Here is a 26,392-nt window from a genome sequence, read left to right as displayed (position 1 = left end):
GGACGCCGATCACGCCCGCTACCTCGCCCGCCGTCCCGAAGCGGAGCAGGATGGCGGGCTCTACGCCCAGGCCGCATAGTCCTCACGCCCAGTGATCAAGGCAGCCGGTGCGACCGGCAAAGGACTTCCGACGCGCTGCACTAGGGTCTGTTCTGGCCGGGGCGCCTGAGTGTGTGGGTCCGGCGGTGTCGGTTATGCCCGGCGTGCTGTGGTCCGAGATCGACTCACAGTGTTCCGGGCATGGTCGACGTGAGACACCACCACCTCAGCGGTTCTCCACCGGCACCCGCAGCAGCAGCGCCCCCGGTTGCACCCGCACCACCAGGCGCGTGCCCGCATCGATCGGGTCCCCGTCCAGTTCCCGCGGTTCGGGACGGTCGGTGGTGATCTCCACCGTCGCCGCTGTGAAGTGCTCGATCGGCCGCCAGCGGACCTGCCGGTCGGGCGCGCCCCCCTGGTCGTTGCGGCGGCGCCCGACGACCTCGGCCGCCGCCTGCAACCAGCCGCCCGCGCCCTTGGGCGCGAAGACGACCACGTCGAGCAGGCCGTCGTCGGGCACGGCCCCGGGCAGCAACTGCATGCCGCCCTGCAGCGCGCCGACGTTGCCGACCAGCACCATCCTGGCCCTGCGTTTGACCGGCTCCCCGCCGTCCAGGCGCAGGGTGACCCGCATCCGTGAATCGCCCATGTGCCGTATCCCCGACACGGCGTACGCGGCCCAGCCGACCTTTTTCTTCAACTCATCGGGGGCGTCGGCCATCATCGCCGCGTCGAAGCCGATTCCGGCCATCGCGGTGAAGTGGCGGACCCGGACCCCGGGCTCGTCGGGCGCGGTGTACGCCGGGCCCCCGCCTGGTTCCGGCGGCAGTTCATCGGGCTCGACGCCGCCCAGGTCGATCCGGCGGGTGAACCCGTGCAGCGCCACGTGCACCGCGTCGGCGACGTCGGTGGGCAGGCCCAGGTTGCGGGCCAGCAGGTTGCCGGTGCCGGCGGGCACGATCGCCAGCGGCACCTCGGTGCCGGCCAGCGCGCCCGCGCATTCCCGTACGGTCCCGTCCCCGCCGCAGACGATGACGAGGTCCACACCCGCGTCCAGCGCTTGCGTGGTGACCCCGGCACCCGGGTCCTGGACGGTGGTTTCCAGCCACAGCGGCTCGGCCCAGCCGGAGTCGCGGACAGCACGGGCGATCCGCTCCCGGTCCTCGGGCACGTCGAGCTTGATGGGGTTGATCACGACGGCGGCCCGCGGCGGGCGGTAGGCCTCGCTGGTCTCCTGGTGTGCGGCGAAGTGCGGTGGTCGGCCCCATACGGCTTTCGGCGACAGGAAGGCCCTGCTCATGATCACCAGCACGATTCCGCTGTAGAGGAGGGACGAAGACACGTCACTGATGTGGTGGTCGCCCCGGTAGATCCTGGACAGCGCGACGGCCACCGGCACCGCACCCAGGAGCACCCACCAGCACGCCGAGATGCTGCGCCTTCTGGAATGGGCGATGAGGAGTACGGCGATCCCGCCGTACAGCGCCATCGCCGCCCCGGTGTGCCCGGACGGGAAGCTGGAGGTCGGGGCGACCTGTTCGAGCTTGGGGACGTTGGGCCGGTCCCGCTTCACGGCCAGTTGCACACAGAAGAAGACCAGGGCCTGCCCGGTCACCGACGCGGCGAGGAAGGCAGGCACCCGCCAACTGCGGGTGACCAGCCAGGCGAGGAACGCGGCGAGCGCGGTGGTCGCGATGATCACGCCGGTGCTGGCCAGCGTGGAGAACACCTTGGTGATCTCGTTCCAGCCGTCGGACCGGTTCTCCACGAAGTGCCGGCTGAGGCTGTCCTCGGCGGTGAACGGCCACATGCCGTCAACGACTTTGGTGATGAGCAGGCCGACCGCGATCAGGAACATGGTCAGCGCGAGGAGTGGCAGGACGATTCGCCGCAGGATTCGCCCTGCTTCCGTGAGCATGGGGTAATTCTTACCCGTGTCCGCGTTCTACTCCGGGACTTCCCTCCGAATTGTGATCAGATTCGCCTACTTTGTGATCGTCTGCGTTCTCCGGAGTGGCGGTTTCGTTCTCCGGGTCGGCGGAGGTCTCCAACTCCGGCTCCAGTCCCTCATGGGCTGCGTCGACATCCCGCAGCCCGGATTCCCGCCGCCACGTCTCAAAGGCCGCGGCTGTCACCATCAGCACCACCACACCGAGCACCCAGCCCGCCGCCACATCGGTGACGTAATGCACACCCAGGGCGATCCGGGTCAGCCCCACCCCGACCGCGGAGACGACCGCGACCGCCCAGGCCGCCGGACGCCACCGCTTGGGCACCATCGGCAGCAGCACGAGCAGCAGCACCCCCGCGCCGACCGTGCCGGTGAGCGCGTGGCCTGAGGGGAAGGAAAAACCCCCGGCGGTGTCCACCGGGTCCGGCAGGTGCGGCCTGGCCCGCTCCACCGCGAGTTTCATCAGCGCGCCGAGCAGCGCGGCGGCGGCCATCGTCACCACCGCCCACCCGGCCAGGTGCTTCGCCCCGCGCCGCCACAGCCAGATCACGAGGACCAGCACCAGGACCCGGAACATGTTCGGATCCCACACCCAGTCGCTGAAGAACCGGATCGTCCGCACCCAGTCGGGGTGCAGCACCATCCAGTCCCGCAGGTCCGTGGCGGTGTCGTGGTCGAGGTCGTACAACGGTTGCCACTTGGCCTGGACCAGGAGGAGCAACAGCAGGAACGGCACCGCGAGCAGCACCACCGCCAAAGCGGTCAGGGTCAGGCGAAGGCCGTAACGGCGATCGCGCTCAAAACGGCGACGGGTCCAAGCGATGGGAGCAGGCACGCTTCATTAGTAACCCGGATCGGCTGGAGTAGTGCCCCACGACGTCCCTTAATGGGTAAACAAGCCGACCTCCACCCCAGGTACGCTGGCCGGGTGATTGATCTGCGTGTGCTCCGTGAGGACCCCGACCGCGTCCGTGCTTCGCAGCGCGCCCGTGGTGAGGACGAGTCCATCGTCGACAAGCTGCTGGCCGCCGACGAGCTCCGGCGTTCGTCGAACAGCCGGTTCGATCAGCTGCGGTCCGAGCAGAAGAGCATCGGCAAGCAGGTCCCCAAGGCGAAGGGCGACGAGCGTGCCGCGCTGCTCGCCACGGCCCAGACCCTCGCCGCCGAGGTCAAGAAGGCCGACGCGGACCAGAACGAGGCCGACGCCACGGCCAAGCAACTGCTGCTCGCGCTGTCGAACATCGTCGAGCCGGACGCCCCGGTCGGTGGCGAGGACGACTTCGTCGTCATCGAGGAGGTCGGCACGCCGCGCGACTTCGCGGCTGACGGCTTCGAGCCCCGCGACCACGTCGAGCTGGGCAGGATCCTCGGCGCGATCGACGTCGAGCGGGCCGCGAAGGTCTCCGGATCGCGCTTCTACTACCTCACCGGCATCGGCGCGCTGCTCGAACTCGCGCTGGTCAACATGGCGGTCGCGCAGGCCGTCGAGGCCGGCTTCACCCCCATGATCACTCCGGCGCTGGTCAAGCCGCCGGCCATGGAGGGCACCGGTTTCCTCGGCCAGGCCGCGGAGAACGTCTTCCACTTGGAGAAGGACGACTTCTACCTGGTGGGCACCGCCGAGGTCCCCCTCGCCGCGTACCACATGGACGAAATCCTCGACGCGAAGAAGCTGCCGCTGCGCTACGCCGGCTTCTCGCCCTGCTTCCGCCGCGAGGCGGGCACGTACGGCAAGGACACCCGCGGCATCATCCGCGTCCACCAGTTCGACAAGGTGGAGATGTTCTGCTTCGTCGACCCGGCCGAGGCCGAGTCGGAGCACCGCCGCCTGCTCGCCTGGGAGAAGGAGTTCCTCACCAAGCTCGAACTGCCGTTCCGCGTCCTCGACGTGGCCTCCGGCGACCTCGGCTCCTCGGCTGTGCGCAAGTTCGACTGCGAGGCGTGGGTCCCCACCCAGGGCAAGTACCGCGAGGTCACCTCGGCCTCCAACTGCACCGAGTTCCAGTCCCGCCGCCTGCAGATCCGCATGCGCGACGAGAACGGCACCCGCCCGGTGGCCACGCTCAACGGCACGCTGTGCGCGGTCCCGCGGATCATCGTGTCCATCCTGGAGAACCATCAGCGGGCGGACGGCTCGGTTGTCGTCCCCGCCGCGCTGCGTCCCTACCTGGGCGGGCGCGAGATCCTGGAGCCCATCGCTTGAGCAAGATCCCGTTCTCCCTCGTCGCCACCGACCTCGACGGCACCCTCATCCACGACGACAAGGGCATAACGCCCCGGACGCAGGACGCCCTCACCCGGGCGACCGCGGCCGGAGCCGCCCACGTCATCGTCACCGGGCGTTCGGTCTCGTGGTCCCGTGGCGTCTTCGCGGAGCTCGGGTACGAAGGACTCGCGGTCTGCTCCCAGGGCGCCCAGGTCTACAACGCGGGCACCGGCGAGCTGCTGACCTCGATCACGCTGGACCGGAAGGTCGCCCGGACCGCGGTGGAGAAACTCACCGCCGAACTGGGCGACCTCCGCCTTGCCGTCAGCCGTACGGGCATCGACGGCAAGGTGGTCGTGGAGCAGGCGTACACCTACGAGCAGCCGCTGCCGGTGGTCACCGCGGTCAACCGCGACGAGTTGTTCGAAGAGCCGCTGCTGAAGCTGTACCTCCAGCACCCCGCGTACAACGACGACCAGCTGACAGCCCTGGTGCGGGTCCTGTGCGCCGGCATCGTCGACGTCACACACTCGGGCCCCGGCATCGTCGAACTGCTGCCCGTCGGCCTGTCCAAGGCGACCGGGCTGTCCCTGGCGGCCCGCCGCCTGGGCCTGACGAAGGCCGACACCATCGCCTTCGGCGACATGCCGAACGACGTCCCGATGCTGAACTGGGCCGCGTACGGCGTGGCGATGGCCAACGCCCACCCGGAGCTCAAGGCCGTCGCCGACGAGGTGACCCTCTCCAATACGGAGGACGGCGTGGCGGCTGTGCTTGAGCGGCTGTTCCCCGCCCCGTAAGAGCCGCTTTGGACCTTCAACTCATCCGTACAGGTGATTGATGGCCGGACTGCTCCGAACCGGTGGTCCTCCTGGTTCATCTCCGCGTCCGGTGACCTGGGGATTCCAGCCGACCTGGTCCCCTTGACCGTAGAAGTTGTCTCCTCTGGCGATGCTGACCGCGATCGTGACCGCACCCGAACGCGCCGGGCTTACGCGCGGGCCGGAATCGCCGGCTACGTCATCATTGATGACTACGACACCGACGGTACGGTCACGATCCTCACCGAACCCGACCCCGGACGGGCCGAGTACGGCACGGTGGTCCGCACGCGCTACGGCAAAGCCGCGCTGATCCCCGTCGGCCCCGCCAAGGGCCTTGTCATCGACAACGCGAGCACCCGCGGCTGACTCCGGCGGACTGAACCGCCCATTTCCGGAAAGACATGCCCACCGGGGTCCTGTCCGGCACCCCGGTGGGAGGGGACAGGACGATGGGTACCGCCACACGCGTTCCGCAGACGCGCACGATGGACGGCGAAAAACTCGAAGCCGACGACGCCTGGACCGCGCTCAAGCGGTACGGCGGTCGCAAGCTTCTCATGGACGCGTTCCTGCGCTTCCGCTACGCAGACGGTTACACCAATTCCCGTGCGCTGGCCCTGCAGTTCGCCCTCGCCGCGGTTCCCTTCGGCATCGCGGTGGTCGGCCTGGCCGGCACCCTCGGGCAGGACAAGTTCGGGGTGGTCATCAGCAGCACCCTGCGCCAGCTGAGCCCGCAGGCCGGCCAGGAGGTCATCGACCGCACGTTGAACCAGGCGGCCGGTCCGGGCGGCAAGGTCGCCCTGTGGCTGGGCCTGGTCTTCGCGCTGGTCAACCTGGTCATGGCGATGGGGCAGATCGAGCGCGGCGCCAACCGTATCTACGGCGTGGAGCGGGACCGCCCCACCACAAAGAAGTACGGCGTCGCCACCTTGATGGCCCTCACCGCCGGGCTTCCGATGGCCGTGGGATTCCTCATCATGGTCGCCGGGAGCGCCGCCGGTGATGCGCTCGGCGACGCCTACGGCTGGGGGGCCACCGGCCGACTCTGCTGGGCCATCGTCCGCTGGCCGGTGGGCATCCTGCTCACCCTGGTCTCCGGTGCGGTGATCTTCCGCCGGGCACCGCGCCGTGCCCAGCCGGGCTACACCTGGCTGGCTGTGGGGTCAGCCGTGACCATCGTCCTGTGGCTGGTCTTCACCCTGCTGCTGGTCCTGTACGTGTCCCGCAGCGACAACTTCGGCTCCACCTACGGGCCGCTGACCTCGGTCATGGCCTTGTTGCTCTGGGCCGAACTGACCTCGATCGCGCTGTTCCTCGGTCTGGCCTTCGCCGCCCAGCTTGAGGCGGCCCGCGCGCGGGTGCGCGAGCCGGTCAAGAAGGACCCGGGCGCCTGAAACCGCTCAGACTTCCCCGCGCCGCGACCGCTCCAGCCACTCCGAGGCGTCGCTGAACTCCCAGTCGGAGGTGCCCCGCCGGATGGTCGGCCGTACGCCGTCGACCCTGGGATAAGACCCCAGGAACCGGACGCCCGCACACACCCGGCGCAGGCCCATCAGGGCCTCGCCGACCCGCGCGTCGGCGATGTGACCTTCGGCGTCAAAAGAGAAGAAGTAGTGGCCGAGCCCGTCACCGGTCGGCCTCGATTCGATGCGTGACAGGTTGACGCCGCGTACGGCGAACTCCTGGAGCATCTCCAGCAGCGCGCCTGGGTGGTCGTCCAGGAGATAAGTCACAACCGTCGTACGGTCCGCCCCGGTCGGCGGGGTGACAGCACCCGGGCGCTGTACGAAGATGAACCGGGTGATCGCGCCTTCCACGTCGTGGATGTCGGTGATCAGCGCTTCCAGGCCGTAGCTCTTCGCCGCGAACTCCCCGGCGAGCGCCGCGTCGTAGCGGCCCTCCTGGACCAATCGCGCCGCGTCCGCGTTCGACGCCGACGCCGTCCACTCCGCGTCCGGCAGGTTCGCCGCGAGCCAGCGCCGCACCTGCGGCTGCGCGTGTGAGTGCGAGGAGATCGTCTTGATGTCCTCGAACTTGGTTCCGGGCCGGACGAGCAGCGCGAAAGCGATCGGCAGCAGGATCTCCCGCGTGATCATCAGTGGCTCGCCGTTGCCCAGCTCGTCATGCGTGATCGAGACCGCGCCCTCGACCGAGTTCTCCAGCGGGACGACCGCGCCCTCGGCCTCGCCCCGGCGGACCGCGTCCAAAGCCATCGGCACGGTCGCCATCGGCACGGCCTGCGCGGCCGCGGCCCCGGGCAGTGACCGCAACGCCGCCTCGGTAAAGGTGCCCGCCGGACCGAGGTAGGTCCAACGGGGGGCAACGGTGGCGGTGGTGTCAGACATGCCCGCCACTGTATCCGCGGCCGTCTACGGACCGGGACGGGTTGTCCACAGAGTGGTACTGCGCGGCGTGCGGCACCGCCGTCACCCGGACATCCTCCGGCCCGGCGTGCCTCACCACCAGAGCAACGCCCAACGCCCCGGTCAGCTTGCCCAGCACCCGTGGACTGGTGTCGAGACGGGCCTCGCCGTCGCAGGCCGGAACCGTGCGGTGCTTCGTCCTCATCGCACTGGTCCAAGTCCAGGCCGTCGCTCGCCCGGCCGCACCCTCGAACCCGATGCACGCGGAATCTTCGAAAGATCTGGCGGATGACGACCCCGACGGGCACCCTGAACGGACAGTTCAGCCACCAGCCGGGAGAGTGCACCACATGGCCAAGGTCAACATCAGCCTGGACGCCTCACTCGTCATCGAGGTCATGGTCCTCTCCGGTGTCCGCAATGCCCAGGATGCCGTTGAGGCCGTCGTCCGCGACTACATCGCCCGCGGCCACCGCACCGAGGCACTCACCACCAACGCCGCCGACGAACGGCACAATGTGGAGACCCGCGAACGCAGCAGGGACCTCGACTGAGGAACACTGAGGAGATCGCCCATTGCGATCGCCGGGCGCAGTGCGGTGATATGTGATATCCAGCACCCGGAGATCGCGATCGGCGGCCTCAGGGGCCGGTGTTCCGGGCACCAGGACACGCCGAAAGAGCCAGCCCCCGCAGGGAACTGACTCTTTCGGTTACTACCTGGTGCAAGTTCGTGGATGCCGGGTGTCTGAAAAACTCAACGACTTCACCCGGGCGGTTGTAGAACCGTAACCGGACAGTCGACTGGTGTTTCAGCACCACCGCTCCCCGGTGTTCCCGGTAGGGCGCTGACCAGTCAGATTACCAGCGGTACCACCTGCGGCGACTGCCGCCTTCGGCACCACGCATGACGAATCCGAGAACCCAGATCACCAGGACCGCGATCGCGACCCACCACAGGATCTTGATTGCGAAACCGGCACCAAAGAGAATCAACGCGAGCAGTAGAACGAGCAGCAACGGAACCATTCCGACCACCTCCTGAGCCCGCTTCTGCCCCGGCGTCCCGGCGGTATTCCACCCAATTTTCGGGATTCTTCAGTGTGCTGCGGGAGCGTCAGCTGATCTCGATGGCCCCGGCCATACCGCCGCCCACGTGGTACATGCAGTTGAACGCGTACGACCCTGGCTTCCCGAAACTCAGTTTGACCACCTGGCTCTTCCCGCCGGACAGGTCGTCGAGCGTGCCCTCGGCGGGGATGATCAGCGTGTGCGGTGTGGTCCCGTTGTCGGTCACCTTGATCTCCAGGGGGCCCATGGCCGCGTGGATGACCGAGGGGCTGAACCGCAGCTTGTCGTCCACGATGAGGTCGATCCGCTGGATCCCGTCAGCGCCGAGAACCGCCGTGCCCTGCTTGGTTGAGGCCTTGTCCTCCGCCGCCGACATGTGCGAGCCGGGCCCGCCCTCGGCACCCCAGCTCGCACAGCCGGCCAACGGAAGGACAGTCAGCAGCAGCACTCCGAAACGCCAACGCAGCTTCATCACTTCTACTTCTCCAACAACGGCTGGCCGACGTATTCGCCCTGTCCGCAGCCGGGCGGTACGGCGAACACGGCACTGGACTCGTGCCGGATGAACTTCGACAACGCGTCGCCCCGGGCCAGCTTCTGCTGGATCGGTACGAACACCTCGTGCGGGTCGTGCTGGTAGGCGATGAACAGCAGCCCGGCGTCCGGCGTGCCGTCGGGATTGAACCCGTCGTGGTACGAGTAGCCGCGCCGCAGCATGGCCGCGCCCCGGTTGAACTCCGGTGCGGACACCCGGATATGCGCGTTGTCGGCGATGGTGAGCGAACCGTCCGGGCCGCGTTTCCCGAAGTCTGAGGGTGTGCGCTCCTGCCCGCCGGACAGTGGTGCGCCGTCGGTCTTCCGACGGCCGATGACCTTCTCCTGGTGCGCCAGGTCCAGGCCGTCCCAGTCGTCGAGCAGCATCCTGATGCGCCGCATGACCACGTAGGTGCCGCCGCGCAGCCACTCCTGACCGTCCCCTGCGGCGATGAACAGCTTTGTGCCGAAGTCGGGTTCGGTGGGCTGCGGGTTGGCCGTCCCGTCGACCTGGCCCATCAGGTTGCGGGCGGTGAGCGCCTTGCTCTCGGTGCCGGGTGTGCGGCTGAACCCGGTCATCTGCCAGCGGACGCGTGCGGTGCCGCGCGCCAGTTTCTGCAGTGTCCGTACGGCGTGGAAGACCACAAGCCCGTCATCCGCACAGACCTGCACTGAGAGATCGCCTCCACTGCGCGCCGGGTCGAGGGCGTCGCCCGGGAACGCAGGCAGGGGGGCGAGTCCGGCCGGCCTGCGGTCGGTGATCCCGAGTTTGTCGAACAACTGTGCGCCGAAGCCGAAGGTGACGGTCAACGAGGACGGGCCCGAGTCGAGGGCGACCTGGTCGTCCGGATCGACTTGTCCGCCCCGACTCAGCTGGAACGCGGCGTCGGACCAACGGCGCATCAGCGCCGCCGCCTTCGCTTTGTCAGCGCCAGGTTCGAGGTCGAAGGCGAGCAGCACCGTGTTGGCCGGAGCGGGGGTGACGATGCCGGCCTGCCGCGTCGCATGGAACGGGACAACGGCGGACCCGAGGGCTTTGGGTTTCCCCGTACTCGAATCCTTTCCGGCACCGGACACCAGCGCGATGCAGCCCGCGCCGACCGCCAGCCCGCCGACCCCGGCGGCCGAGGCCGCGCCGATGAAGCGGCGGCGGGAAACGGGGGAGGCCGGTTCGGGGTCTTCGGTCTTCGCGGAGCGCCGGAACATCGATTCGTCCCCTACAGAAAGTTCTTCAACTACAGAAGGTTCTTCAACAACTTCGGTGCTAGTGCCAGTGCCAGTGGTAGCGCCAGTGCCAGTGCCACGCCGCACCATGATCATCAGCGCGACCGCGACGCCGACACCCATCCCGGGCACAAGAACCGCGAGTGCCCGGTCCAGCCACAGCGGCCCGGCGAACGGCGCCGACGACCGCCACAGGACGGGAATCTCATAACCGACCGCGTGCAACCCCACGGCAGCGGCGCCAGGACCGGCGATCCACCCGGCGGCTGCCTTGCCGCGCAACAACAGCACCCCGCCGCCCAACGCCACCGCCACGAACAGCAGTTGCAGCAGGTTGCCGCTGAAGAAGGCCCCGAGCGTCGCGCCGAAACCGCCCTCCCGGTCGGCGGCGGTGAGGGCCAGCTGAAGCAGGCCGCCCGCGGCGACGGTGGTGACGATCGCGCCGAGCGTCCTGACGAAGACCGTCGTACGGTTTCCCAGCCACGGAAGCCACGGCAACAGCGCGACCAGGACGGCGAGCGCGGCGAGCGCCGAAAGCCCCGCCCAGGGGCTCGGGCCAGGGACCCACCGCAGTTCGACTTCGGCGTCGATCGTGGTTTCACCGAGCCGCATGGGCACCGTCTGCGTCTGGATCTTGTACGGACGACCCGGATGCTCCATGACCTGTTCCGGCAGCCGCTGCTGGATGAACCAGTGCGCGCGGTGGTCGTACCAGCGGGCGGTGTCACCGTCAGAGATCTTGCGCCACTGCGCCGGGCCCTTGGGGTTGATGTTCTGTTCCTTGGCGGAACCCCAGCGGGTCCGGCTCAGTTCGGTCGCGGGCGACTGGGTGTTCTCGAACACCCCGCCGGGCCCGACGCGCAGGAACGGCTCGTTGACGTAGCCGAGCACGGTGAGGTCCTCGCGCCCGGTGTTGCGCACCTCCATGCGCGCGCCGTTTTCGATTATCCGTACGGTGACCCCCTCGGCAGGGTGCTCCGCCGTGGTCAGCACACTGCGGAAGTCGGTCGCGCCGGGGGTCTCCGGGCCCTGGGCGTGGGCCGCCCCGGCCGTGCCGAACAGCAGACCGGCAAGGAGCAGGACCAGCACGGTAGTCCGGCGCAGCAACTGCTTCACCGGATCACCACCGGCACTGTGACCGTGGCCTTGTCGATGTCAGTCGTCCGTACGGAAACACTCACCTGCCAGGTCCCGGGCAGCGGCAGATTGACGCCGTCGCCCTGCCAGTGGCCCGGTCCGGCGTGCCTGAGCTGCACCGGAACCCCCTCGATCTGCTTGTCGGGGAGGGCGAAGGTCACCGCCACTTCGGCCACGTCCTTGAGCTGTCCGACCTGGTCGGACACGTACAAGTGCAGCTGGTTGATCCCGGCGCTGGCCGGATCGACGGTCAGGTCGACAGTGCCCTTGCCCTGTGCGCCGCCCGCGTCGAACGGCATCGAGCGGTTGACGGGACCGGTGCTCCCAGCCGCCGCGCGGGCCTGCGCGGTGCGCGCCGGTTCGGTGTTCACCAGCATGGTCGTCACACCGAGCACGATGACGGCGAGCGCGGCCTCGACCGCGACGGCCTTGCGCAGCGTGGCCCAGGGGCCGAGCCTGCGTCGCAGCCAGCGGCGCGACACCCACGCGCAGCCGACCATCAGCAGGACGAGGTCGACCTTCAGGACGAGCAGCAGCCCGAAGTCCGTGTGGAACAGCGCGTCGAACGTGCCGACCTGCCGCCAGGCGGCGTACAGCCCGGTTGCCACCAGGGCGAGCACACAGCCGAACGCGAACTTCGAGAAGCGTTCGACTTCGGCGCGGTCCGGCAGTTCGGTCGTCCGGATCAACAAGCTCACCAGCACGGTGAGCCCGCCGAGCCACCCGGCCATCGCCAGCAGGTGGATGACATCGAAGGGGAGTGCGATGAAGGTCTGCCGCCCCACCGCGGCATGGTCGGTGGCGGCCCAGGTGGCGGCCATGGCCGCACAGAGCGCGGTCCACCCGGCGATGAGTGCCGTACGGGTTTTCTCAGTGACTGTGTCGAGCGCGGCGACCAGCCAGCCCAGGAGGGCGCCGGTCAGGCCGAGTAGGCCGATGCGTACGGCCTGGGCCTTTCCGAACGTGGTGTCCAAGGTGGCACGCAGGACATCTGCGTCGAACATCTTGGCGAGCCCGAGCCCTGAGGCGTTCGGGCCCTGGAGTGCGAGCGTGCCGAGGGTGCCGAGCAGGAGGCCGGTCCAGCCGCCGGTCAACAGGACCCTGACCCGGCGTCGGCGCACCGCGGCTGGCTTGATCAGGAGCAGGAAGGTGACCGAGCCGCCGAGCACGGCGAAGGACAGGAAAGCCAGCCCGCGCGCGGCCGAGTCGAGGGTGGAGACCGCCTCGGACGTACCGTTGTCGATCTTCTTAGCGCCGCCGGAGGCCTGGCCCAGGTTGAAGGTGAAGGCACTCCCGATGGCGTGCGAGTCGGCCGAGACCACCCGCCAGGAGACGGTGTAGGTGCCGGTGGGCAGTCCACCGCGCAGCCGCACCTGGATCGCCGAGTCGGACCCGGCGTGCACGGTCTCCCCGGTGTCCACCCGCTGCCCGGCCGGGTCGAAGACCTTCACCGCGCCCAGGCCGGTCTCCACCGCTTCACTGAACCGCAGGGTCACCGTCTGCGGCGCCCCCTGCACGGTGGCGCCGTTCGCCGGATCGCTGGACAGCAGCTCAGCATGCGCTGCGGCGGGGCCCGCGCCGCCGATCACTAGAAGGACCAGCAGCGCGGGCAGTGCGAACAGCCAGGTGACGGCCGCCGAGCTTCGCCGGCTCCTTCGCCGCGACCCCGACGGGGCGACCGGGCACAGCGAGGGAGCACGACCGGCGGTCGCAGTTTTTCCGGGCCACGCGCTGAGGGGGATCCAACGTTCGCTTCGCGCACGTCGGATCCCTGCCTCAGCGCGTGGAGCCCGATTTGGCTCAGTGGCCGCCATGGCCACCGCTCATCGACGGCATCGGCGACTCAGCCGGGGCGCCGGCCGGACGGTCCGCCGCTGCCAGCACCGGAACTTCGATCCTGACCTCGCCGGCCTTTGCGAACTTCAGCGTCAGCTGGACCTTGTCGCCCTGCTTCGGCTGCTGCTTGTTCATCATGAACATGACGTGGTTGCCGCCCCGGGCGAGGAGACCCTTGCCCTTGGCGGGGATGGGGAGCCCGTTCTTCAGCTCCTGCATGGTGCCGCCCACGGTCTCGTGGATCTGCGCCATGTCGGACAGCGCGGGGGCACTGACCGCCAACAGTGTGTCCGCCGTGTCGCCGTCGTTCTGCACGACCATGTAGGCGGCTGCCATGTCCTGTTTGGCCGGCTGCGGGATGTACGCGCCGGTGATCTTCAGTTGACCGAGGACCGCCGCACCGCCCGCCGGAGCGGCAGCGGCCGGAGCCGCCGCGGCGGGGACCGAAGGCTGCACAGCCGACGACGGTGCCGCGTCCTTCTTCTTGTCGTCGCTCCCACCACACGCGGCCAGGCCGAAGCCCAGCGAGACGGTGGTGACAATCAGGGCCGCGCGCGCAGCGCTCCGTGAAAGGGCGGTGGTGGGCGACGGGAGGGCGAACGCCGGACGACGGAAGTTCTTCATTTCTTCGGGTCCTTCTCAGGGTGGATCAGCAACGGGAGGTCGTGCGCGAAGTCGTCGGCGGTGAGCCCGGCGGGTGAGCCGTCCGGGTTGAGGCCGACACTCGCCAGGTATACGACCCGTGCTTTGTCGTCAGGGGAGAACGCGATGGTTTGGGTGCCGTGTGTGCTGACCACACTGCCGTCGGGCTTGACCACCGGCGGGTCGATGCCCACGCCGACGGTCTTCGCCGCGGCCTGGACGACCGGGAAGTCGCCGCGCAGGCCGACGAACGACTTGTCGAACGCGTCGAGCCATTCGCGGATCGCCGGCTGGGTGTCCCGTTCGGGGTCGGTGGTCACGAACACGACGTTGATCTGGGCGCGGTCCGCAGGCGTGAGCTTGGTGAGGGCGCGGGCCAGGTCGGCCATCGTCGTGGGACAGGCGTCCGGGCAGTGCGTGTAGCCGAAGTAGAGCAGCGTGACCTTGCCGGCCGTCCGCTCCTTCAGGTTGTACGGCTGCCCGGACGTGTCGGTGAGCGTCAGATCGGGCTTGTTGAAGGGCGTCCCGAGCTCGGTGCCGCGGTACTTGGACGGCTGCATCTTGACCTTGACGGGGGACCCGGAGTCGGACTTCGAGGAACCGGAGTCTCCGCAGCCGGTGGCCCCGGCGAGCAGCAGCGCGGTCACCGCGAACGTTGCCAGAGTGATGCCCTTGCGCACTTCATTCTCCCGATCTAGAGCAAATGTTCGATTATGAGTGGCGGGTCAGCGGACCCACCGGGCCGGAAGGCTTACGAGGCCGCCGAACCCGTGTGCCGCGAGCGGATGATCCCGTACGCGCCGACCCCGAGGCCCACCGCGCCGACGATCAGCCCGATGACAGCGAGGGTCCGCGCGGTGTCGTCCGACTTGTCGGAGACCTTGGCGTTGACCGTCGCCCCGCTCAGACCGATCTGCCCGGCGGTGGCGGCGGGCAGCCCGGACGGCGCCGCCGAGGGGGTGGCGGCCGGAGCCGTCGTGCTGCCCTTGGGCACCAGCTTCAGCGTCGGCGCCGGGTGCTCAGGCTCCGCCGCGCCGGGGGTCGGCACGTCGATCCAGCGGACGACCTCACCGCTCTCGTACGTCTGGAGGGCCTTGAACACCAGTTGGTCGGTGTCGGTGGGCAGTGTGCCCATGGACACGTTGAAGTCCTCGTACGTGCCCGGGGTGATCTTCACTCCGGGGCCCGCGGTCCAGGTGATCTTGGAGACGAAGTCGGTGATCTTCTTGCCGTGCGAGTCGATCGGCGTCGGCAGCGCCGACTTCTCGACCGCCGCGGTCCAGCCCGGCAGCGCGCGGGTGCGCACCGACGTCATCGGCTTGTCGGCGGGCAGGTTGACCTCGACCTTTGTGGTGCCCGCGTCGTCCCGCTCGTTCGGGACGCGGAAGGTGACGGCGGTGTAACCGCCCTGTTCGGCGGTGCCGGGCTGGACGGTGACGTGCGCGGCGGCCGGTGCGGCGGCGGCCAGCAGTCCGGCGAGGCCGAGTGCGGTCGCGGCGGCGATTCTGGTGCTGCTGGTGCGGAAGGAACGCTTCATGGTGTGTACCGACTCCCCTGGGGATCTTGCATCGTGGACAGGCCGACGACGCCGCACGGCGGCATCGGGGGCTGGTTGTCGCGCGGGAGATCGCCTACTGCTGAAACACCGGAAGAAGAGTCCGGGATGTTCAAAAACACCACTGCCGCCGGGACGCCGCCCGGAAGTAGCCGGGCAGGCGGAAAAGTAAATCAATGGCGCAAGACGGTGTAATCGAATGCCGTACGGGTAACAAGCGCGACTCATACGCTCCGGACAGGGAACGCAGGCCGGTGGGAAAGCCCGTACGTCAGCAGGCGAGGGCGTACACCGGTGGTCCGCGTCGCCCCACCGCGCACCGCAGCCACGCGGACGTCAGGGTCGGTACGTGTGTCAGGACCGGGCGCGTCTGCGGCCGGACCGACACCGGCAGGGTCAGCCCCAGGATCGCCAGGGCGGCGCGCAACGCGCCGACGGTGGTCGACCGCAGCCGGGCCAGCAGGCTGAAGAGCACCGCCTCGCCCTGCCGCAGCCACCAGCCGGTGGCCAGCGCGGCGAGCAGGTGCGCGGCGAACATCCCGTAACTGTTGCCCGGCAGCGTCACCGCATGGCCGGCGTGCCCCGCCGGCGGGGTGAACTGCTGGGCGTACCGCATCGGGTCGATGCCGGACGCCCGCAGCACCTCATCGGCGCTCCAGCCCCGCGGCAGCATGATGTGCCCGCCCGAATCGCGGCTGCCACACAGCAGCCGGTCGAGGATGCCACCGCCCCCACCTGCGGTGGAATCGGGCTCAGCAACCGCGGAGGCCCACGTGAACAGGGTGTGCAGCGCGGCCTGTCCGAGCAGCAGCAGCCCGGTTATGGACAGCAGTGACCGCTCGCGTCCGGCGAGCGCCGAAGCGATGAGCAGCACAGTGGTGAAGGCCGCCACGAGCGCCCACAAGGGCAGCGGGTCGGGGGACATCAAGGCGTGTCCGGCTGCCGCGAGGGCCACACAGACGGCCGCGAACGCCGCAGCCCGTGCGGTGCGCAGAAGCGCAGGCACGGGGGGCGGGTCAGCCGTTGCGGCTGGGGCGACCGGGTACATGACCGCACTATGTTCTCATCGCGCTCCGGGGAACCTGACGGGAGTGGCCATATCCGGGCCATTTTACGACCGGAGCCGGGCGGCCCGGCGGCGCTGCGGGCCGGTGGGGCCGGTCGGGACCGATGGGGGCACGGCCGGTCCACCGTGCGCTCCGCCATTCGCCGTACCGGGGTGGGCCGTACCCATTTCGGCCGGACTCCCGATCGACATGAGCGGCCATCCGGGTGAAATTTGAATCGGTGCCTTGACGAATGATCACTCGACATGCCGCATAGCGCGCGCGATCCGTGGCAATAAAAGGATGTGTGTGATTTTGTCTATCGGAGGCTGTTGATGGATATGAGGTGGACCCTTCACCTGCCCCGGGAGACGGCGAGCGTACCGATGGCCCGGCGACTCCTCATGGGCGCGATGGAGACAGTCGGTGTCGACCCCGAGATTTCCGCGGAGATCGGGCTCGCCCTCACTGAGGCGTGTGCGAACGTCGTGGAACACGCCGGAAGCTGCGATCCCTACGCGGAATACCAAGTACAGGCAGGGATTATCGGCAACCGGTGCCGGATCGAAGTCAGCGACGCCGGGCCCGGATACACCGCCGACCGGCTCGACGAACCCGTACGCGACAACATCGAGCTCGGAGCGGAAGGCGGTCGAGGCCTGATGCTGATCCAGGCCATGAGCGACAAACTGCAACTGCGCAACGAGCCGGGACGCGGCGCTGTGCTGCGCTTCGAGAAGAACCTCCGGTGGCGCAAGGACGCGCTGCTCCCAGCGGCCTCCTGACCGAACCCATAGCCTGGGGGTCTGATCCATCGGCCGGCTTTGTAGGGAAGACACCCAGTGCGCGTGACCGCCGTACGTACCGTCCTGGCGTTGGCGGGGGCGTGCGCCACCGTGCTGACCGGGGTGATCCCGGCCCAGGCCGCCACCCCCGTCGCCCGGCCGGTCGACCGGGTCGTCCTCGTCGGCGTCCCGGGCCTCCAGTGGTCGGACGTCGACCGGAGGACCACTCCGAACCTCTCCGCGCTGGTCGACAAGGGCGCGTCAGCCGCCCTGTCCGTCCGTACGGTCCAGACCGTCGGCTGCCCGGCGGACGGCTGGCTGACCGTCGGCTCCGGGACCCGCGCGACGCAGGAACGGCCGAAGTCCGGCGGGTGCCCGCCGCTCCCCGTCCCGCAGACCGACCCGGACGGCTCCTACGGTCTTCCGGTCCTGCCTGGGATCGACGAGTACAACAAGCAGTTCTCGTACAGCCCGAAGTTCGGTGGGACCGCCGCCGCGGTCGTCCGCGCCGGGCACAAGGTCACCGCCGTCGGTCCGGGTGCCGCACTGGCCGCCGCCGACGCGACGGGGCACAGCCCGGCGAAGTACGTCCCTACGGTGGACGCCGTCGACCAGGCGCTGCTCGCCGACTCCGCGCTCACGCTGATCGACCTCGGTACGGTCCCGCTCGCGGACGCTGACGCCCAGCTCGGCCGGATCACCGCAGCGCTGCCCGACCGCACCCGACTGGTCGTCACCGGCCTCTCCGACACCGGCGAGGCCCCCGCGCACCTGCGGCTGCTCACCGCCTTCGACAAGGCTCCCGCGACTGCGCGTCTCGGCCTCGAACACGGCTACCTCAACACCGCCTCCACCCGGCAGCCCGGCCTGGTCCAGCTCACCGACCTCGCCCCGAGCCTGCTCAACGCGCTCGGCATCGAGAAGCCCGCCGACATGGTCGGCACCCCGGTCACGAACGCCCGCTCGGGCGACGACACCGTGACCGAGCTGACTGCCCTCGACACCGCGGCGCAGGCGTCCAGGACCGTACGCGAGTCGTATGTGTTCTCCGGTGTCCTCACCGTGGTCCCGATCGTGCTGTTCGCCCTGCTGATGCTGGCCGCACACCGGCTGCGGGCCCGACGCCACACGCTCTACCAGGCGGTCAGGGCCATAGCGGTCGTCGCCGGAGCCGTCCCGGGGGCCACCTATCTTGCGAACGCGCTGCCCTGGGAACGTGCCGGACATCCGGTCGCCGCGATGCTCGGCGCGCTGGTGGCGTGGACCGCGGTGATCGCGCTGACCGCCCTGCTCGGCCCGTGGAAGAAGATCGCGTACGGGCCGACCGCCGTCGTCGCGGCGATCACCGCGCTGGTGATGGCGGGCGACGCGGTCACCGGCTCCACCCTCCAGATGAACAGCCTGCTCGGCCTGTCCCCACTGATCGCCGGACGCTTCTACGGCTTCGGCAACGTGGCCTTCTCGATCTTCGCCATGGTGGCCCTGCTCGCCGCGGCCTACCCGGCGGCCAAGGCCGTCGAAGCCGGGCGGACCAGGAAGGCACTGGTCATCCTGGGCGTCTGCGGACTCGCCGCCGTGGTCATCGACGGCTGGCCGGCCTTCGGCAGCGACTTCGGCGGCGTCCCGGCGATCGTGGCCGGCTTCATCGTGCTCGCCCTGCAGCTGACCGGGATCAGGCTCTCCTGGCTCAAGGCGCTGCTGATCGCCGTGACCGCAGTCGTCCTGGTCAGCGCCATCGCGGTGCTCGACTGGCTGCGCCCCGCCGACTCCCGTTCGCACCTGGGGGCCTTTGTGCAGAAGGTCGTCGACGGCGACGCCGGTGGCACCCTGCACCGCAAGCTGATGGGCAACCTGGACTCGTTCAGCACCCCGTTCAGCTACCTGCTGCCGTTCGTCTTCGTGGCGCTGATCGTGGCCGTCGTCGCGCCCGCGCGGATGCGCCTGGCGGGCCTTCAGGACGCGTACGACCGACTTTCCTATCTGCGCCCCGTGCTCGTCGCCTGCTGCGTCACCGCGGTGCTCGGCTACGCCATGAACGACTCGGGCATCCAGATCCCGGCCATCTGCCTGATGACCGCGCTACCCCTCGGCATGGCTGTGGTCGCGTCGCTCACGACGCGCGGTGACACCCAGCCAGCCGAGGTAGCCGAGTAGCGCCAGTCCGGCGTACGGCCCGACTGTCCCGCGCAGGAACCTGGTGAACCCGTCGAGCGCGTCCGGCAGCGGAACCACCCGGCCCGGGACGTACGCGCACACCAGCACAAACGAGTGGGCCAACAGCAGCTTGTCCAGCCCTGACGCGGTGAGCAGCACCAACGGAGCCCAGGCGGCCACGTCGTACCAGGGCAGCGAGTACGGCGCGGTCAGCAGCCAGACAACGGTGAGCAGCGCGGCCGCCTGCGTCGCATCGTTGAACCCGGCTGTGCTGCCACTGGTCGTGCTCTCCGCCACCCTCGGCACCGCGCGGGCGAGCAGCCAGGCCAGCAGTGCGAGCAGGACCCACCCGAGCAGCCCGATCAGCGACCGCGCGGTGTCCTTGTCGAACATCGCCTCAACGGGATGCACAAGCAGGCGCAGCGGCACGGCCAGCGAAACCAGCTTGCTGTTCTTCTGCATCTGGTCGAACGCGGTCAGCCCGACCGGAAGATACGTCAGAACCCCCACCACGGCGGCGCTGCCGAGCATCGCGGCCAGGGCCTTCGGGCGCTTCCGCAGGCCCCAGGCCAGGGCGAGTACGTAAAGACCCAAGGAGATCTTCGCCGCGCACGCGAGGCCGACGAGCACCCCGGCGAGCACCGGCGAACGACGCACGGCCACCAGCGCCGCGACCGCGAACAGGACCGCGAACGTGTCCAAGTGCGCGGCGTTGACCCCCACGAACAGCAGCAGTGGGTTGAGTCCCCACAGGAGTGCGATCCGCCGACGGGCCGCGTCGCTGGAGGCCGTCCGCTGCAGGAGCAGGTTGACCGCGATGAACGCGGCGGCGCCGATCAGCGAAAGAACAAGAACGATCGTGTGTACGGAAGTCCCGCCGAGCTGCGCGGCGAGCCACTGCTGCACGGTGCCCACCGGGCCGTACACCGACGGGGTGTCCTGCCACGGGGCCTCGACCGCGAGCCCGACCGGGTCGCCCTGCCGCTGCAACGTCAGGGCAGTGTCGCTGTACGGATTTCCCCCGGTGGCGGCAAGGCGCCCGTACGCGGCGTAGACCAGGTGGTCCGCCGAGCCCATCGGCGGCACAAGAACCATGCCGACGACTGCGACAGCACCGGCGACGGTCAGCCTGCGGGGATCCGGCAGCCACCCGTCGCGCAGCGCCTTGAGAGCGCACAGAATCCCGCCCGCCCCGAGCACGGCCGAGGCCAGGAGCAGACTTGTGACAAGCCACGGGGCCGGTTCAAGCCCGAGCTGATACGGCGGCAGCCACGTCGGCCCACCGGGTACCGGGGGAGTGGCCGCCGAGGTGCCGAGCAGCCCGGTGATGAAGACGAGGAGGATCGCTGTCCCGAGGCAGCACAGACCCAGGTGTTGCAACGATCTTGCAGTCTGCGGGGCGTCCGCTGCCCCGGAAACTCCAAGATCGTTGCAGCGGTCTCCACCGTGTTCCACGTGAAACACCTGTTCGCTCATGTGGAGCTGCGTCCGCGCACAGACCCCGGCAGTACACCCAGCGCGCCGCGCTCCGCCAGCGCCCGCACCACGTGCGCGTACTGCCTCGCCCGGTGCACCTGTGACTTCCAGTCCTTGCCCGTCACCCGGTGGTGCAGGTCGACTTCGACCTCCGACACGGCGAACCCCTTGCGGACCAGATCGATTGTCAGCCCCGTCTCCACCCCGAAGCCGGCCGCCAGCGGCAGCGCCGCCGCGAACGCCTCGGGCGTCAGGCAGCGCTGGCCCGACAGCGGCTGGGTCGCGACGAAACCGCTCGCCGCCCGGATCCCGTCCCGGGCCGCGCGGACGACGAACCCGTGGCCGCCGCCCGCCCGTTGCTGCGGCGGCAGAACCGCGATCGTCATCGCGGACTTCCCGCTCCGCACTGGATCGATCAACGGCTCCACGTTGCCGGCCGTCTCCGCCAAGTCCGCGTCGAGGAAGAGCAGCAGGTGCCGACGGCCCTCCCGGGCGTCGACCGCGCCGACGGCGGCGGCACCGGTCTCCATCGCACCGGCCTTGCCGCGGTTGCGGCCGTGCCGGGCCACCACCGCGCCCGCCGCTTCGGCGAGCTCCGCAGTGTCGTCGGTGGAGCCGTCGTCGACCACGACGACCAGGTCCACCCCGGGTACGCCGCGGGCGGCGCGAACCGTCGCGGTGATCCTCCGGGACTCGTTGCGTGCCGGGATCACTACTGCGACATCCATGTGCTCGACCATGGGCTGAATCGTAGATCGGGTACGGGTCTGTGGCGGTCAGGCGTCCCGGACCGGGCTGGACCGGCTGCGGTCGATCAAGTGGGCAGTGGGTACAAGTCCCATGAGGTCTGCCTGGTCAACGCACTGGTGTTCACCGTCACTTCGGCCAGCCGGAACCCTGCGGCGCAGATGTTCGTCTGTCCCTGTGTAGGGGCAGTCGAACGGCACGTTCAGCAGTTCGCAAGACTGTGCGTACCGGAACCGACGCAGGGCCGCGATACGCGAGGCAGGAGCGGATCGCGACCGGGCGAGTTCCGGGAAGCAAGGGGCACGGCCGAACAGGACGTCGGAAGAGCGCCAGTTTCCCCACGCTGCTCCAGGGCGAAACCCCGATCGACGTGGATCCGGGAATCGCCACCCTGCGCCACCCTGCGCCATGTGCCGCCAGCAGGCATCCCCGTGGTGCGCTGCAAGGTAGCGATTCATTACGTACGGTGTTCCTACGTATACGCAGAGCTTCAGTTTGCAGTGATGTGTTTTGCTTCAAAAATGAGCAAACCGTCATAGAGCAGCCATGCAGTCGGTGTTGTACTGACGGACCTGTCCTGTCTCCGCGAGTCACCCGGAACAACCGAGCACAACCCGCCGTAATCGCAGTTCCAGCACCTTCCGAACACCCTGCACGTCCCGCTGCGGTCCGCGGTCCACCCGCCCACCGTGCCGGAAGTACGCGTCAGCGGCCACGTCGGCCCACCGCGGCACCCCGCGGCCCAGGGAAGGGAATCAAGCGCATGCCACGCGAGATCTTCGGAACCTTCGGCAACCCCGGACACAGCAACTCCTGGAACTTCCTCACCAGGCGCCGTCAGGAACGCTTCGCCTTGTTGTCCACGGCGGTCGCCTGCGCGCGGGCCGGCTGGCCGCTGGTCCCAGGGGCTGGGCACCACCGCTGGTCGGGCCTGTGCCAGTGTGGCCGGGAGGAGTGCACCGTCCCCGGCGTCCATCCGTTCAATCCACCGCTGCTCGCGGCCAGCACCGACGAGCGGATGGTCCGTTGGTGGTGGGCCAGGTCCCCGGACTCGCCGGTGATCCTGGCGACGGGCGTCAAGGTCGCCGCGCTCAGCGTCCCGGCCGCGGCGGGCCGCGACACCCTCGACGAACTCGACCTCCTCGGCGTGCGCACCGGGCCCGTCCTGGCCTCCCCGGGCCGCTACGCGTTCCTGACCGCTGCCTACAGCTTCGACGAACTGGGCGACCTGCTCGACCGCTACGGCCTGGACCGCTACGGGATGGTGCCCTCCGAACTGCGCTTCCACGGCCCGGACGGCTATCTGGCCCTGCCGCCGTCCCGCACCCCGCGCAGCCAGCTGCACTGGGTGCGCCAGCCGGAGGCGCCGGACCGGCCCATCGCCGGCACGGACGCGGAACCCGCCCCGTTCTCCGGCACGCCGTACCTCCCGCCGGTAGCCGACCTCGTCTCCACCCTCGTGGACACCTGCCACCACGTGACCACTGCCGGCGGTCGCTCTCCCTGGTGACGGGCCGTTAACTCATCCGGGTGGTTTCCCGGAGGCTTCTTCGGCCGCCTCATGACTCCCGCGCGGGGGTGGTGCGGCGGTACGGTGACTTTCGGTCCGCCATCGACGAACCCACCGGAGGATCCTGTGGACGGTCCTGCCGAGAACGGGCTGCACCCGCACCTCCCGGACCCGGTGTCCGAGGGGCTGGAAAGCCTCGCCCGGCTGTGCGTGGACGTGGACTTCGCCCTTGAGGAGGCCGACCTGACGGTCGGCCGGGAACGAGTGGCGTACGAGCGCGCGCGACAGGACGAGTCCGACTGCGAGTTCCAGCCGCGCACCGCGGTCGCCTGGCAGATGGAGTCGCTGGCCTACACCCGCTACAACGGCATCCGGCGCATCGCGTTCGAACGAAACGCCGCGTACGCCCTGGGGGCCTCAGCGGTGCTCGAAGTGGTCGTCGAAGGCCGGGCCCCCACCGTCGCCGATCTCGCCCCGGCGGGGGACCCCGACAGGATCAGACACGTACTCGACAACGCCGGGGCGCTGCGCGGCGTGCTGCCGCACCCGATCACCGGGAACGACGAGGTCGACGAGGTCCTCGGCCGCGCCCACCGCTCGGTCCTCCGCGCGCTCGGCGCGGCCGAAGGACCGGAACTTCCGTGGAGTCAGGCCCATCTGCACCTCGCCGAACTCGTGAACGACCTGACCGAACTCGACCCGCCGGTCGGTGTGGGGGAGCCCGGCATCAACCTGTCCCTGCGCGCGTACGCCCAGGGCTGCCACGGGGTCGTCCTCGGTCTGGCGCCGGGCGGCTGGCTGGCCACAGCCAGCCCCGTCGTGAGCTGAACCGGCGGCTGACCACGCTGACCACGCTGACCAGGCTGGCCCGGCTGATCGGGGCGGCTGATCCGGGCGGCTGGCGGAGCGGCTTGAGCCGGTCGGGTGAGTCGCCGCCGCCGCAGACTGCCGGGCCGGTTCCGTTCTGTGGCTGATTCCCGACACTGTGTGATCGATGCGAGGCAGTTCTACCGCTAGGCTCGGAATTCCCAAGCGGTCAACAGCCTCGATCAACACCAGGAGTCACCCCCTTATGCAGCGGCCACGTACGCGACATGTGCGCACTGCGGCGTTCGGGACGGTCGTCGGCCTGTGCCTGCTCATCCCCCTGGCCGCCGCTTCGGCGGACTCGGCGGACCCGACCCGGCCCAAGCAGACCGCCCCCGCCCCGCCGGCGCCGACCGCGGACCTCATCTTCGGTACCGGCGTCTTCCCTGACCGAGCCGGCGCGCCGGGTCCGGTGGTCGACCTGCTGCGCAATGAGGCACCGTCAGCGGCCCCCGCGGCGGGCGGCCTGACGGCGGCCAACGAACTGTGCGGACGCGCGGTGGACGGCCCCCGCGGCATCCGCGCGCAGACCTGCCTGGAGCGCGACGGCGTGGAGGTGTGGGGGAGGGTGTACTACCGCAACCCCACCGCCGACACGCTGGTTCTTGCCATGAACGTCGTACCACCGCGCGGGTCCACGCTGCAGGTGGACTGCCAGGTCGGGCCCGGGGACATCACGGGCCGCTGCGAGTCGCCGCGCCTGTGGTCCGGCGGCACGCTGGAGGGCTGGTCGGCGATCGCGGAACTGGCGTCCGGCGGCGCACACGGGGAGAAACTGCTGCGCGCGGGAACTGCGCAGGCCGAGTAGCGGGTCTCGAACGTCCCACGAAAACACACTGTGAACCACAGCGGGTGACGCCGCGAGCCCCGAACCCCCATGAGAAACACAAAGGCCCGGCCGCTGAAGACGGGGGATGCATCAGCGACCGGGCTTGACCAAAGGTAACAAGTGAGGGCGTTCCCGCCAACTCAACCCGGACATTCAATCGCGGATAGTCCGGATTCACCCTTGTCCAGGAGCAGATCCTGTGACTCGCCGTAATCTCCGACGTGACGTTAGGGCGGCAGGTCAGGGCCTACTCAGGTCAATGTGATCTGTCGGTTCAGCAGCCCGTTGCGCTTGCTCCGCTGGTCCGCCGTAAGCGGTGAAGTGTCCGCAAGCGCTTCGGCGAGTCGTTCGCCGAACTCCGCGGCCGGCTTCTCCGTGTCCTCGGCGGTCATGTCCAGCGGCAGGTCCCACACGGGGACGAGCAGACCGTGGGCCCGGAACGAACCGATGAAGCGGGTGCCCTCGCCCAGGCTGGCCTCGCCTGCCGCGTACAGCCGCGCGAACGCGTCGAGCAGCGGCTCTTCGTCGTACGGGAGCACCCAGCGCAGGTGGTTCTTCTCCCGCAGGCCACACCAGTAGGCCGCTTCGACCGACGAGAGGCGGACGGTCGGGATGGCCGCGCCGTTGGCCTGTTCGAGGGAGGCCGCCACCTCGGGGGTCGCCGAGGCCGGGTCGTCGATCCAGAAGTCGAAGCCCTCGTACACGGTCACGTCGAACGGGGCCGACATGTCGATCAGGTCTTCGAGGCGCTGACCGGGACCGGGCAGCGCGCCGGGGACCACGGGGGTGCCGTCGGCCTGCTCCAGGGCGCGCAGCAGGGTGTCGGCCGCGTCCCGGTTGGCGTCGCCGGAGCTGGTGTGGGTCTGCAGGCCGATCATGATCGTGCCGTCCGCGCGGCGCAGGCCCGGCCAGGCCATCGGCAGCACAGTGGCCACGACCACCTTGCGGTCGGCCTCCGCACCCTTCAGCTTCAGCGTCGCGGTCGCGGCGGGCACGAGCTCGCGCATCGCGACCCAGTCGCATTCGCCGGGCAAGCCCTGGAAGGGGCGGGCGACCAGGGTCTGGGTCGCAGCTGCGGCGTCCCGGCCGTGGCAGCCCTTGTACCGGCGGCCTGAGCCACACGGACAGGCCACCCGGGCGCCGACCACCGGCACGTCACCGGCCTCGACGGGGCGGGGGACGGAGGGATTCTTCTGCTGCGGGGGCTTCTTCGCCATGAAGTGCTGTCTCCGGTGAGGTCGCCCACTGACTGGGCATCGAAACGGTTCGGATCGCGCCTCGCAGGAAACGCGTTCTCGCGCGAGCGTAGTCGCCCCGCGCGGCAGTCGCCGACCACCGGATCGGGTGCGCCGCCACGGCTGCGGGGCGGCGGCGCACAACAGGCGCGCACGGCGAACCATGCGCCGTGCGGGTGACGGAAGAAGAGCTGAAAGGGATGATTCCGGGCGGCTCGGCTGGTGCGGGACCCACTCGGTGCGGGTTCCACTCAGCTCGGGAGCCACCCGGTGGGGAGCCAGTCAGGAGCCGCCCGGTGGGGAGCCAGTCAGGAGCCGCCCGGTGGGGAGCCAGTCAGGAGCCGCCCGGTGGGGAGCCAGT

At 69.6% G+C, this 26,392-nt stretch carries 25 protein-coding genes; 10 read left to right on the top strand and 15 right to left on the bottom strand.

Going from position 1 to position 26,392, the window contains the following annotated elements:
* Window positions 1-265: 265 nt before the first annotated feature.
* Together AC0Z36_RS26415 and AC0Z36_RS26410 are read right to left on the bottom strand one after the other, a co-directional pair.
* Entirely contained in the window at window positions 266-1,957 is a 1,692-nt protein-coding gene (locus AC0Z36_RS26415; protein WP_485465569.1) for a bifunctional phosphatase PAP2/diacylglycerol kinase family protein, read from the bottom strand.
* Between the two features lie 10 nt (window positions 1,958-1,967).
* Window positions 1,968-2,825, bottom strand: coding sequence for a phosphatase PAP2 family protein (locus AC0Z36_RS26410; RefSeq protein WP_485465568.1), 858 nt, complete (start codon window positions 2,823-2,825; stop codon window positions 1,968-1,970).
* A 93-nt stretch (window positions 2,826-2,918) separates the two neighbouring features.
* Between AC0Z36_RS26410 and serS the strand changes: the two genes are divergently transcribed.
* The 4 genes from serS to AC0Z36_RS26390 all read left to right on the top strand — a co-directional run bounded on the left by serS (window position 2,919) and on the right by AC0Z36_RS26390 (window position 6,414).
* Entirely contained in the window at window positions 2,919-4,193 is a 1,275-nt protein-coding gene (serS, locus tag AC0Z36_RS26405) for a serine--tRNA ligase (protein WP_485465567.1), read from the top strand.
* Window positions 4,190-4,996 carry an HAD family hydrolase gene (locus tag AC0Z36_RS26400; protein ID WP_485465566.1) on the top strand — a complete coding sequence of 269 codons (807 nt, stop codon included), beginning with the start codon at window positions 4,190-4,192 and terminating at the stop codon, window positions 4,994-4,996. The genes serS and AC0Z36_RS26400 overlap by 4 nt, the downstream gene beginning before the upstream one ends.
* A gap of 123 nt (window positions 4,997-5,119) precedes the next feature.
* Window positions 5,120-5,386: a hypothetical protein gene (locus tag AC0Z36_RS26395; RefSeq protein WP_485465565.1), complete on the top strand. Its 267-nt coding sequence runs from the start codon at window positions 5,120-5,122 to the stop codon at window positions 5,384-5,386.
* Between the two features lie 83 nt (window positions 5,387-5,469).
* Window positions 5,470-6,414 (top strand): YihY/virulence factor BrkB family protein, encoded by a 945-nt coding sequence (locus tag AC0Z36_RS26390; protein WP_485465564.1) that lies wholly within the window; start codon window positions 5,470-5,472, stop codon window positions 6,412-6,414.
* A gap of 6 nt (window positions 6,415-6,420) precedes the next feature.
* Here AC0Z36_RS26390 and pheA read toward each other — a convergent pair whose 3' ends face one another.
* Together pheA and AC0Z36_RS26380 are read right to left on the bottom strand one after the other, a co-directional pair.
* On the bottom strand, window positions 6,421-7,365 hold the full coding sequence (gene pheA, locus AC0Z36_RS26385) for a prephenate dehydratase (RefSeq protein WP_485465563.1): 945 nt from the start codon (window positions 7,363-7,365) through the stop codon (window positions 6,421-6,423).
* Window positions 7,358-7,588, bottom strand: coding sequence for a hypothetical protein (locus AC0Z36_RS26380; protein ID WP_485465562.1), 231 nt, complete (start codon window positions 7,586-7,588; stop codon window positions 7,358-7,360). Before AC0Z36_RS26380 ends, pheA begins: the two co-directional genes overlap by 8 nt.
* Window positions 7,589-7,733: 145 nt before the next feature.
* Between AC0Z36_RS26380 and AC0Z36_RS26375 the strand changes: the two genes are divergently transcribed.
* Window positions 7,734-7,937 carry a type II toxin-antitoxin system VapB family antitoxin gene (locus tag AC0Z36_RS26375; RefSeq protein ID WP_485465561.1) on the top strand — a complete coding sequence of 68 codons (204 nt, stop codon included), beginning with the start codon at window positions 7,734-7,736 and terminating at the stop codon, window positions 7,935-7,937.
* Between the two features lie 307 nt (window positions 7,938-8,244).
* On the opposite strand, the gene AC0Z36_RS26370 is transcribed toward AC0Z36_RS26375, so the two are convergent.
* The 8 genes from AC0Z36_RS26370 to AC0Z36_RS26335 form a co-directional block, all read right to left on the bottom strand.
* Window positions 8,245-8,412, bottom strand: a complete 168-nt coding sequence (locus AC0Z36_RS26370; protein WP_485465570.1) for a hydrophobic protein — start codon at window positions 8,410-8,412, stop codon at window positions 8,245-8,247.
* Between the two features lie 88 nt (window positions 8,413-8,500).
* Window positions 8,501-8,926, bottom strand: coding sequence for a cupredoxin domain-containing protein (locus AC0Z36_RS26365; protein ID WP_485465560.1), 426 nt, complete (start codon window positions 8,924-8,926; stop codon window positions 8,501-8,503).
* A gap of 5 nt (window positions 8,927-8,931) precedes the next feature.
* The gene (efeB, locus tag AC0Z36_RS26360; RefSeq protein ID WP_485465559.1) at window positions 8,932-11,328 is read right to left on the bottom strand and encodes an iron uptake transporter deferrochelatase/peroxidase subunit; all 2,397 of its coding nucleotides are present in this window, start codon (window positions 11,326-11,328) and stop codon (window positions 8,932-8,934) included.
* Window positions 11,325-12,938, bottom strand: a complete 1,614-nt coding sequence (locus AC0Z36_RS26355; protein WP_485465558.1) for a copper resistance protein CopC — start codon at window positions 12,936-12,938, stop codon at window positions 11,325-11,327. The genes efeB and AC0Z36_RS26355 overlap by 4 nt, the downstream gene beginning before the upstream one ends.
* A 211-nt stretch (window positions 12,939-13,149) precedes the next feature.
* Window positions 13,150-13,809, bottom strand: a complete 660-nt coding sequence (locus AC0Z36_RS26350) for a copper chaperone PCu(A)C (RefSeq protein ID WP_485465557.1) — start codon at window positions 13,807-13,809, stop codon at window positions 13,150-13,152.
* Window positions 13,806-14,507 carry an SCO family protein gene (locus tag AC0Z36_RS26345; protein ID WP_485465556.1) on the bottom strand — a complete coding sequence of 234 codons (702 nt, stop codon included), beginning with the start codon at window positions 14,505-14,507 and terminating at the stop codon, window positions 13,806-13,808. Before AC0Z36_RS26345 ends, AC0Z36_RS26350 begins: the two co-directional genes overlap by 4 nt.
* Window positions 14,508-14,578: 71 nt before the next feature.
* Entirely contained in the window at window positions 14,579-15,364 is a 786-nt protein-coding gene (locus AC0Z36_RS26340) for a YcnI family protein (protein ID WP_485465555.1), read from the bottom strand.
* A gap of 289 nt (window positions 15,365-15,653) precedes the next feature.
* Window positions 15,654-16,388, bottom strand: coding sequence for a hypothetical protein (locus tag AC0Z36_RS26335; protein ID WP_485465554.1), 735 nt, complete (start codon window positions 16,386-16,388; stop codon window positions 15,654-15,656).
* Window positions 16,389-16,763: 375 nt separating this feature from the next.
* Here AC0Z36_RS26335 and AC0Z36_RS26330 point away from each other — a divergent pair, with 375 nt between their 5' ends.
* Together AC0Z36_RS26330 and AC0Z36_RS26325 are read left to right on the top strand one after the other, a co-directional pair.
* On the top strand, window positions 16,764-17,213 hold the full coding sequence (locus AC0Z36_RS26330) for an ATP-binding protein (protein WP_485465553.1): 450 nt from the start codon (window positions 16,764-16,766) through the stop codon (window positions 17,211-17,213).
* A 63-nt stretch (window positions 17,214-17,276) separates the two neighbouring features.
* Window positions 17,277-19,367 (top strand): hypothetical protein, encoded by a 2,091-nt coding sequence (locus AC0Z36_RS26325; RefSeq protein WP_485465552.1) that lies wholly within the window; start codon window positions 17,277-17,279, stop codon window positions 19,365-19,367.
* Here AC0Z36_RS26325 and AC0Z36_RS26320 read toward each other — a convergent pair.
* Window positions 19,293-20,747 (bottom strand): MptA/MptB family glycosyltransferase, encoded by a 1,455-nt coding sequence (locus AC0Z36_RS26320; RefSeq protein WP_485465551.1) that lies wholly within the window; start codon window positions 20,745-20,747, stop codon window positions 19,293-19,295. The two genes, AC0Z36_RS26325 and AC0Z36_RS26320, sit on opposite strands and share 75 nt — an antisense overlap.
* A 92-nt stretch (window positions 20,748-20,839) precedes the next feature.
* Window positions 20,840-21,583, bottom strand: a complete 744-nt coding sequence (locus tag AC0Z36_RS26315) for a glycosyltransferase (RefSeq protein WP_485465550.1) — start codon at window positions 21,581-21,583, stop codon at window positions 20,840-20,842.
* A 770-nt stretch (window positions 21,584-22,353) separates the two neighbouring features.
* Here AC0Z36_RS26315 and AC0Z36_RS26310 point away from each other — a divergent pair.
* The 3 genes from AC0Z36_RS26310 (at window position 22,354) to AC0Z36_RS26300 (ending at window position 24,775) form a co-directional block, all read left to right on the top strand.
* Entirely contained in the window at window positions 22,354-23,100 is a 747-nt protein-coding gene (locus AC0Z36_RS26310; RefSeq protein ID WP_485465549.1) for a bifunctional DNA primase/polymerase, read from the top strand.
* A gap of 126 nt (window positions 23,101-23,226) precedes the next feature.
* Entirely contained in the window at window positions 23,227-23,928 is a 702-nt protein-coding gene (locus AC0Z36_RS26305) for a hypothetical protein (protein ID WP_485465548.1), read from the top strand.
* A 244-nt stretch (window positions 23,929-24,172) separates the two neighbouring features.
* On the top strand, window positions 24,173-24,775 hold the full coding sequence (locus AC0Z36_RS26300; protein WP_485465547.1) for a hypothetical protein: 603 nt from the start codon (window positions 24,173-24,175) through the stop codon (window positions 24,773-24,775).
* Window positions 24,776-25,047: 272 nt separating this feature from the next.
* On the opposite strand, the gene AC0Z36_RS26295 is transcribed toward AC0Z36_RS26300, so the two are convergent.
* Entirely contained in the window at window positions 25,048-26,013 is a 966-nt protein-coding gene (locus AC0Z36_RS26295) for a DUF5926 family protein (protein WP_485465546.1), read from the bottom strand.
* Between the last annotated feature and the right edge of the window lie 379 nt (window positions 26,014-26,392).

The sequence above is a fragment of the Kitasatospora sp. UYEF31 genome (assembly GCF_057291755.1).
Note: the sequence above shows the minus strand (reverse complement) of the source record. Positions and strands in the feature narration are given on the sequence as shown.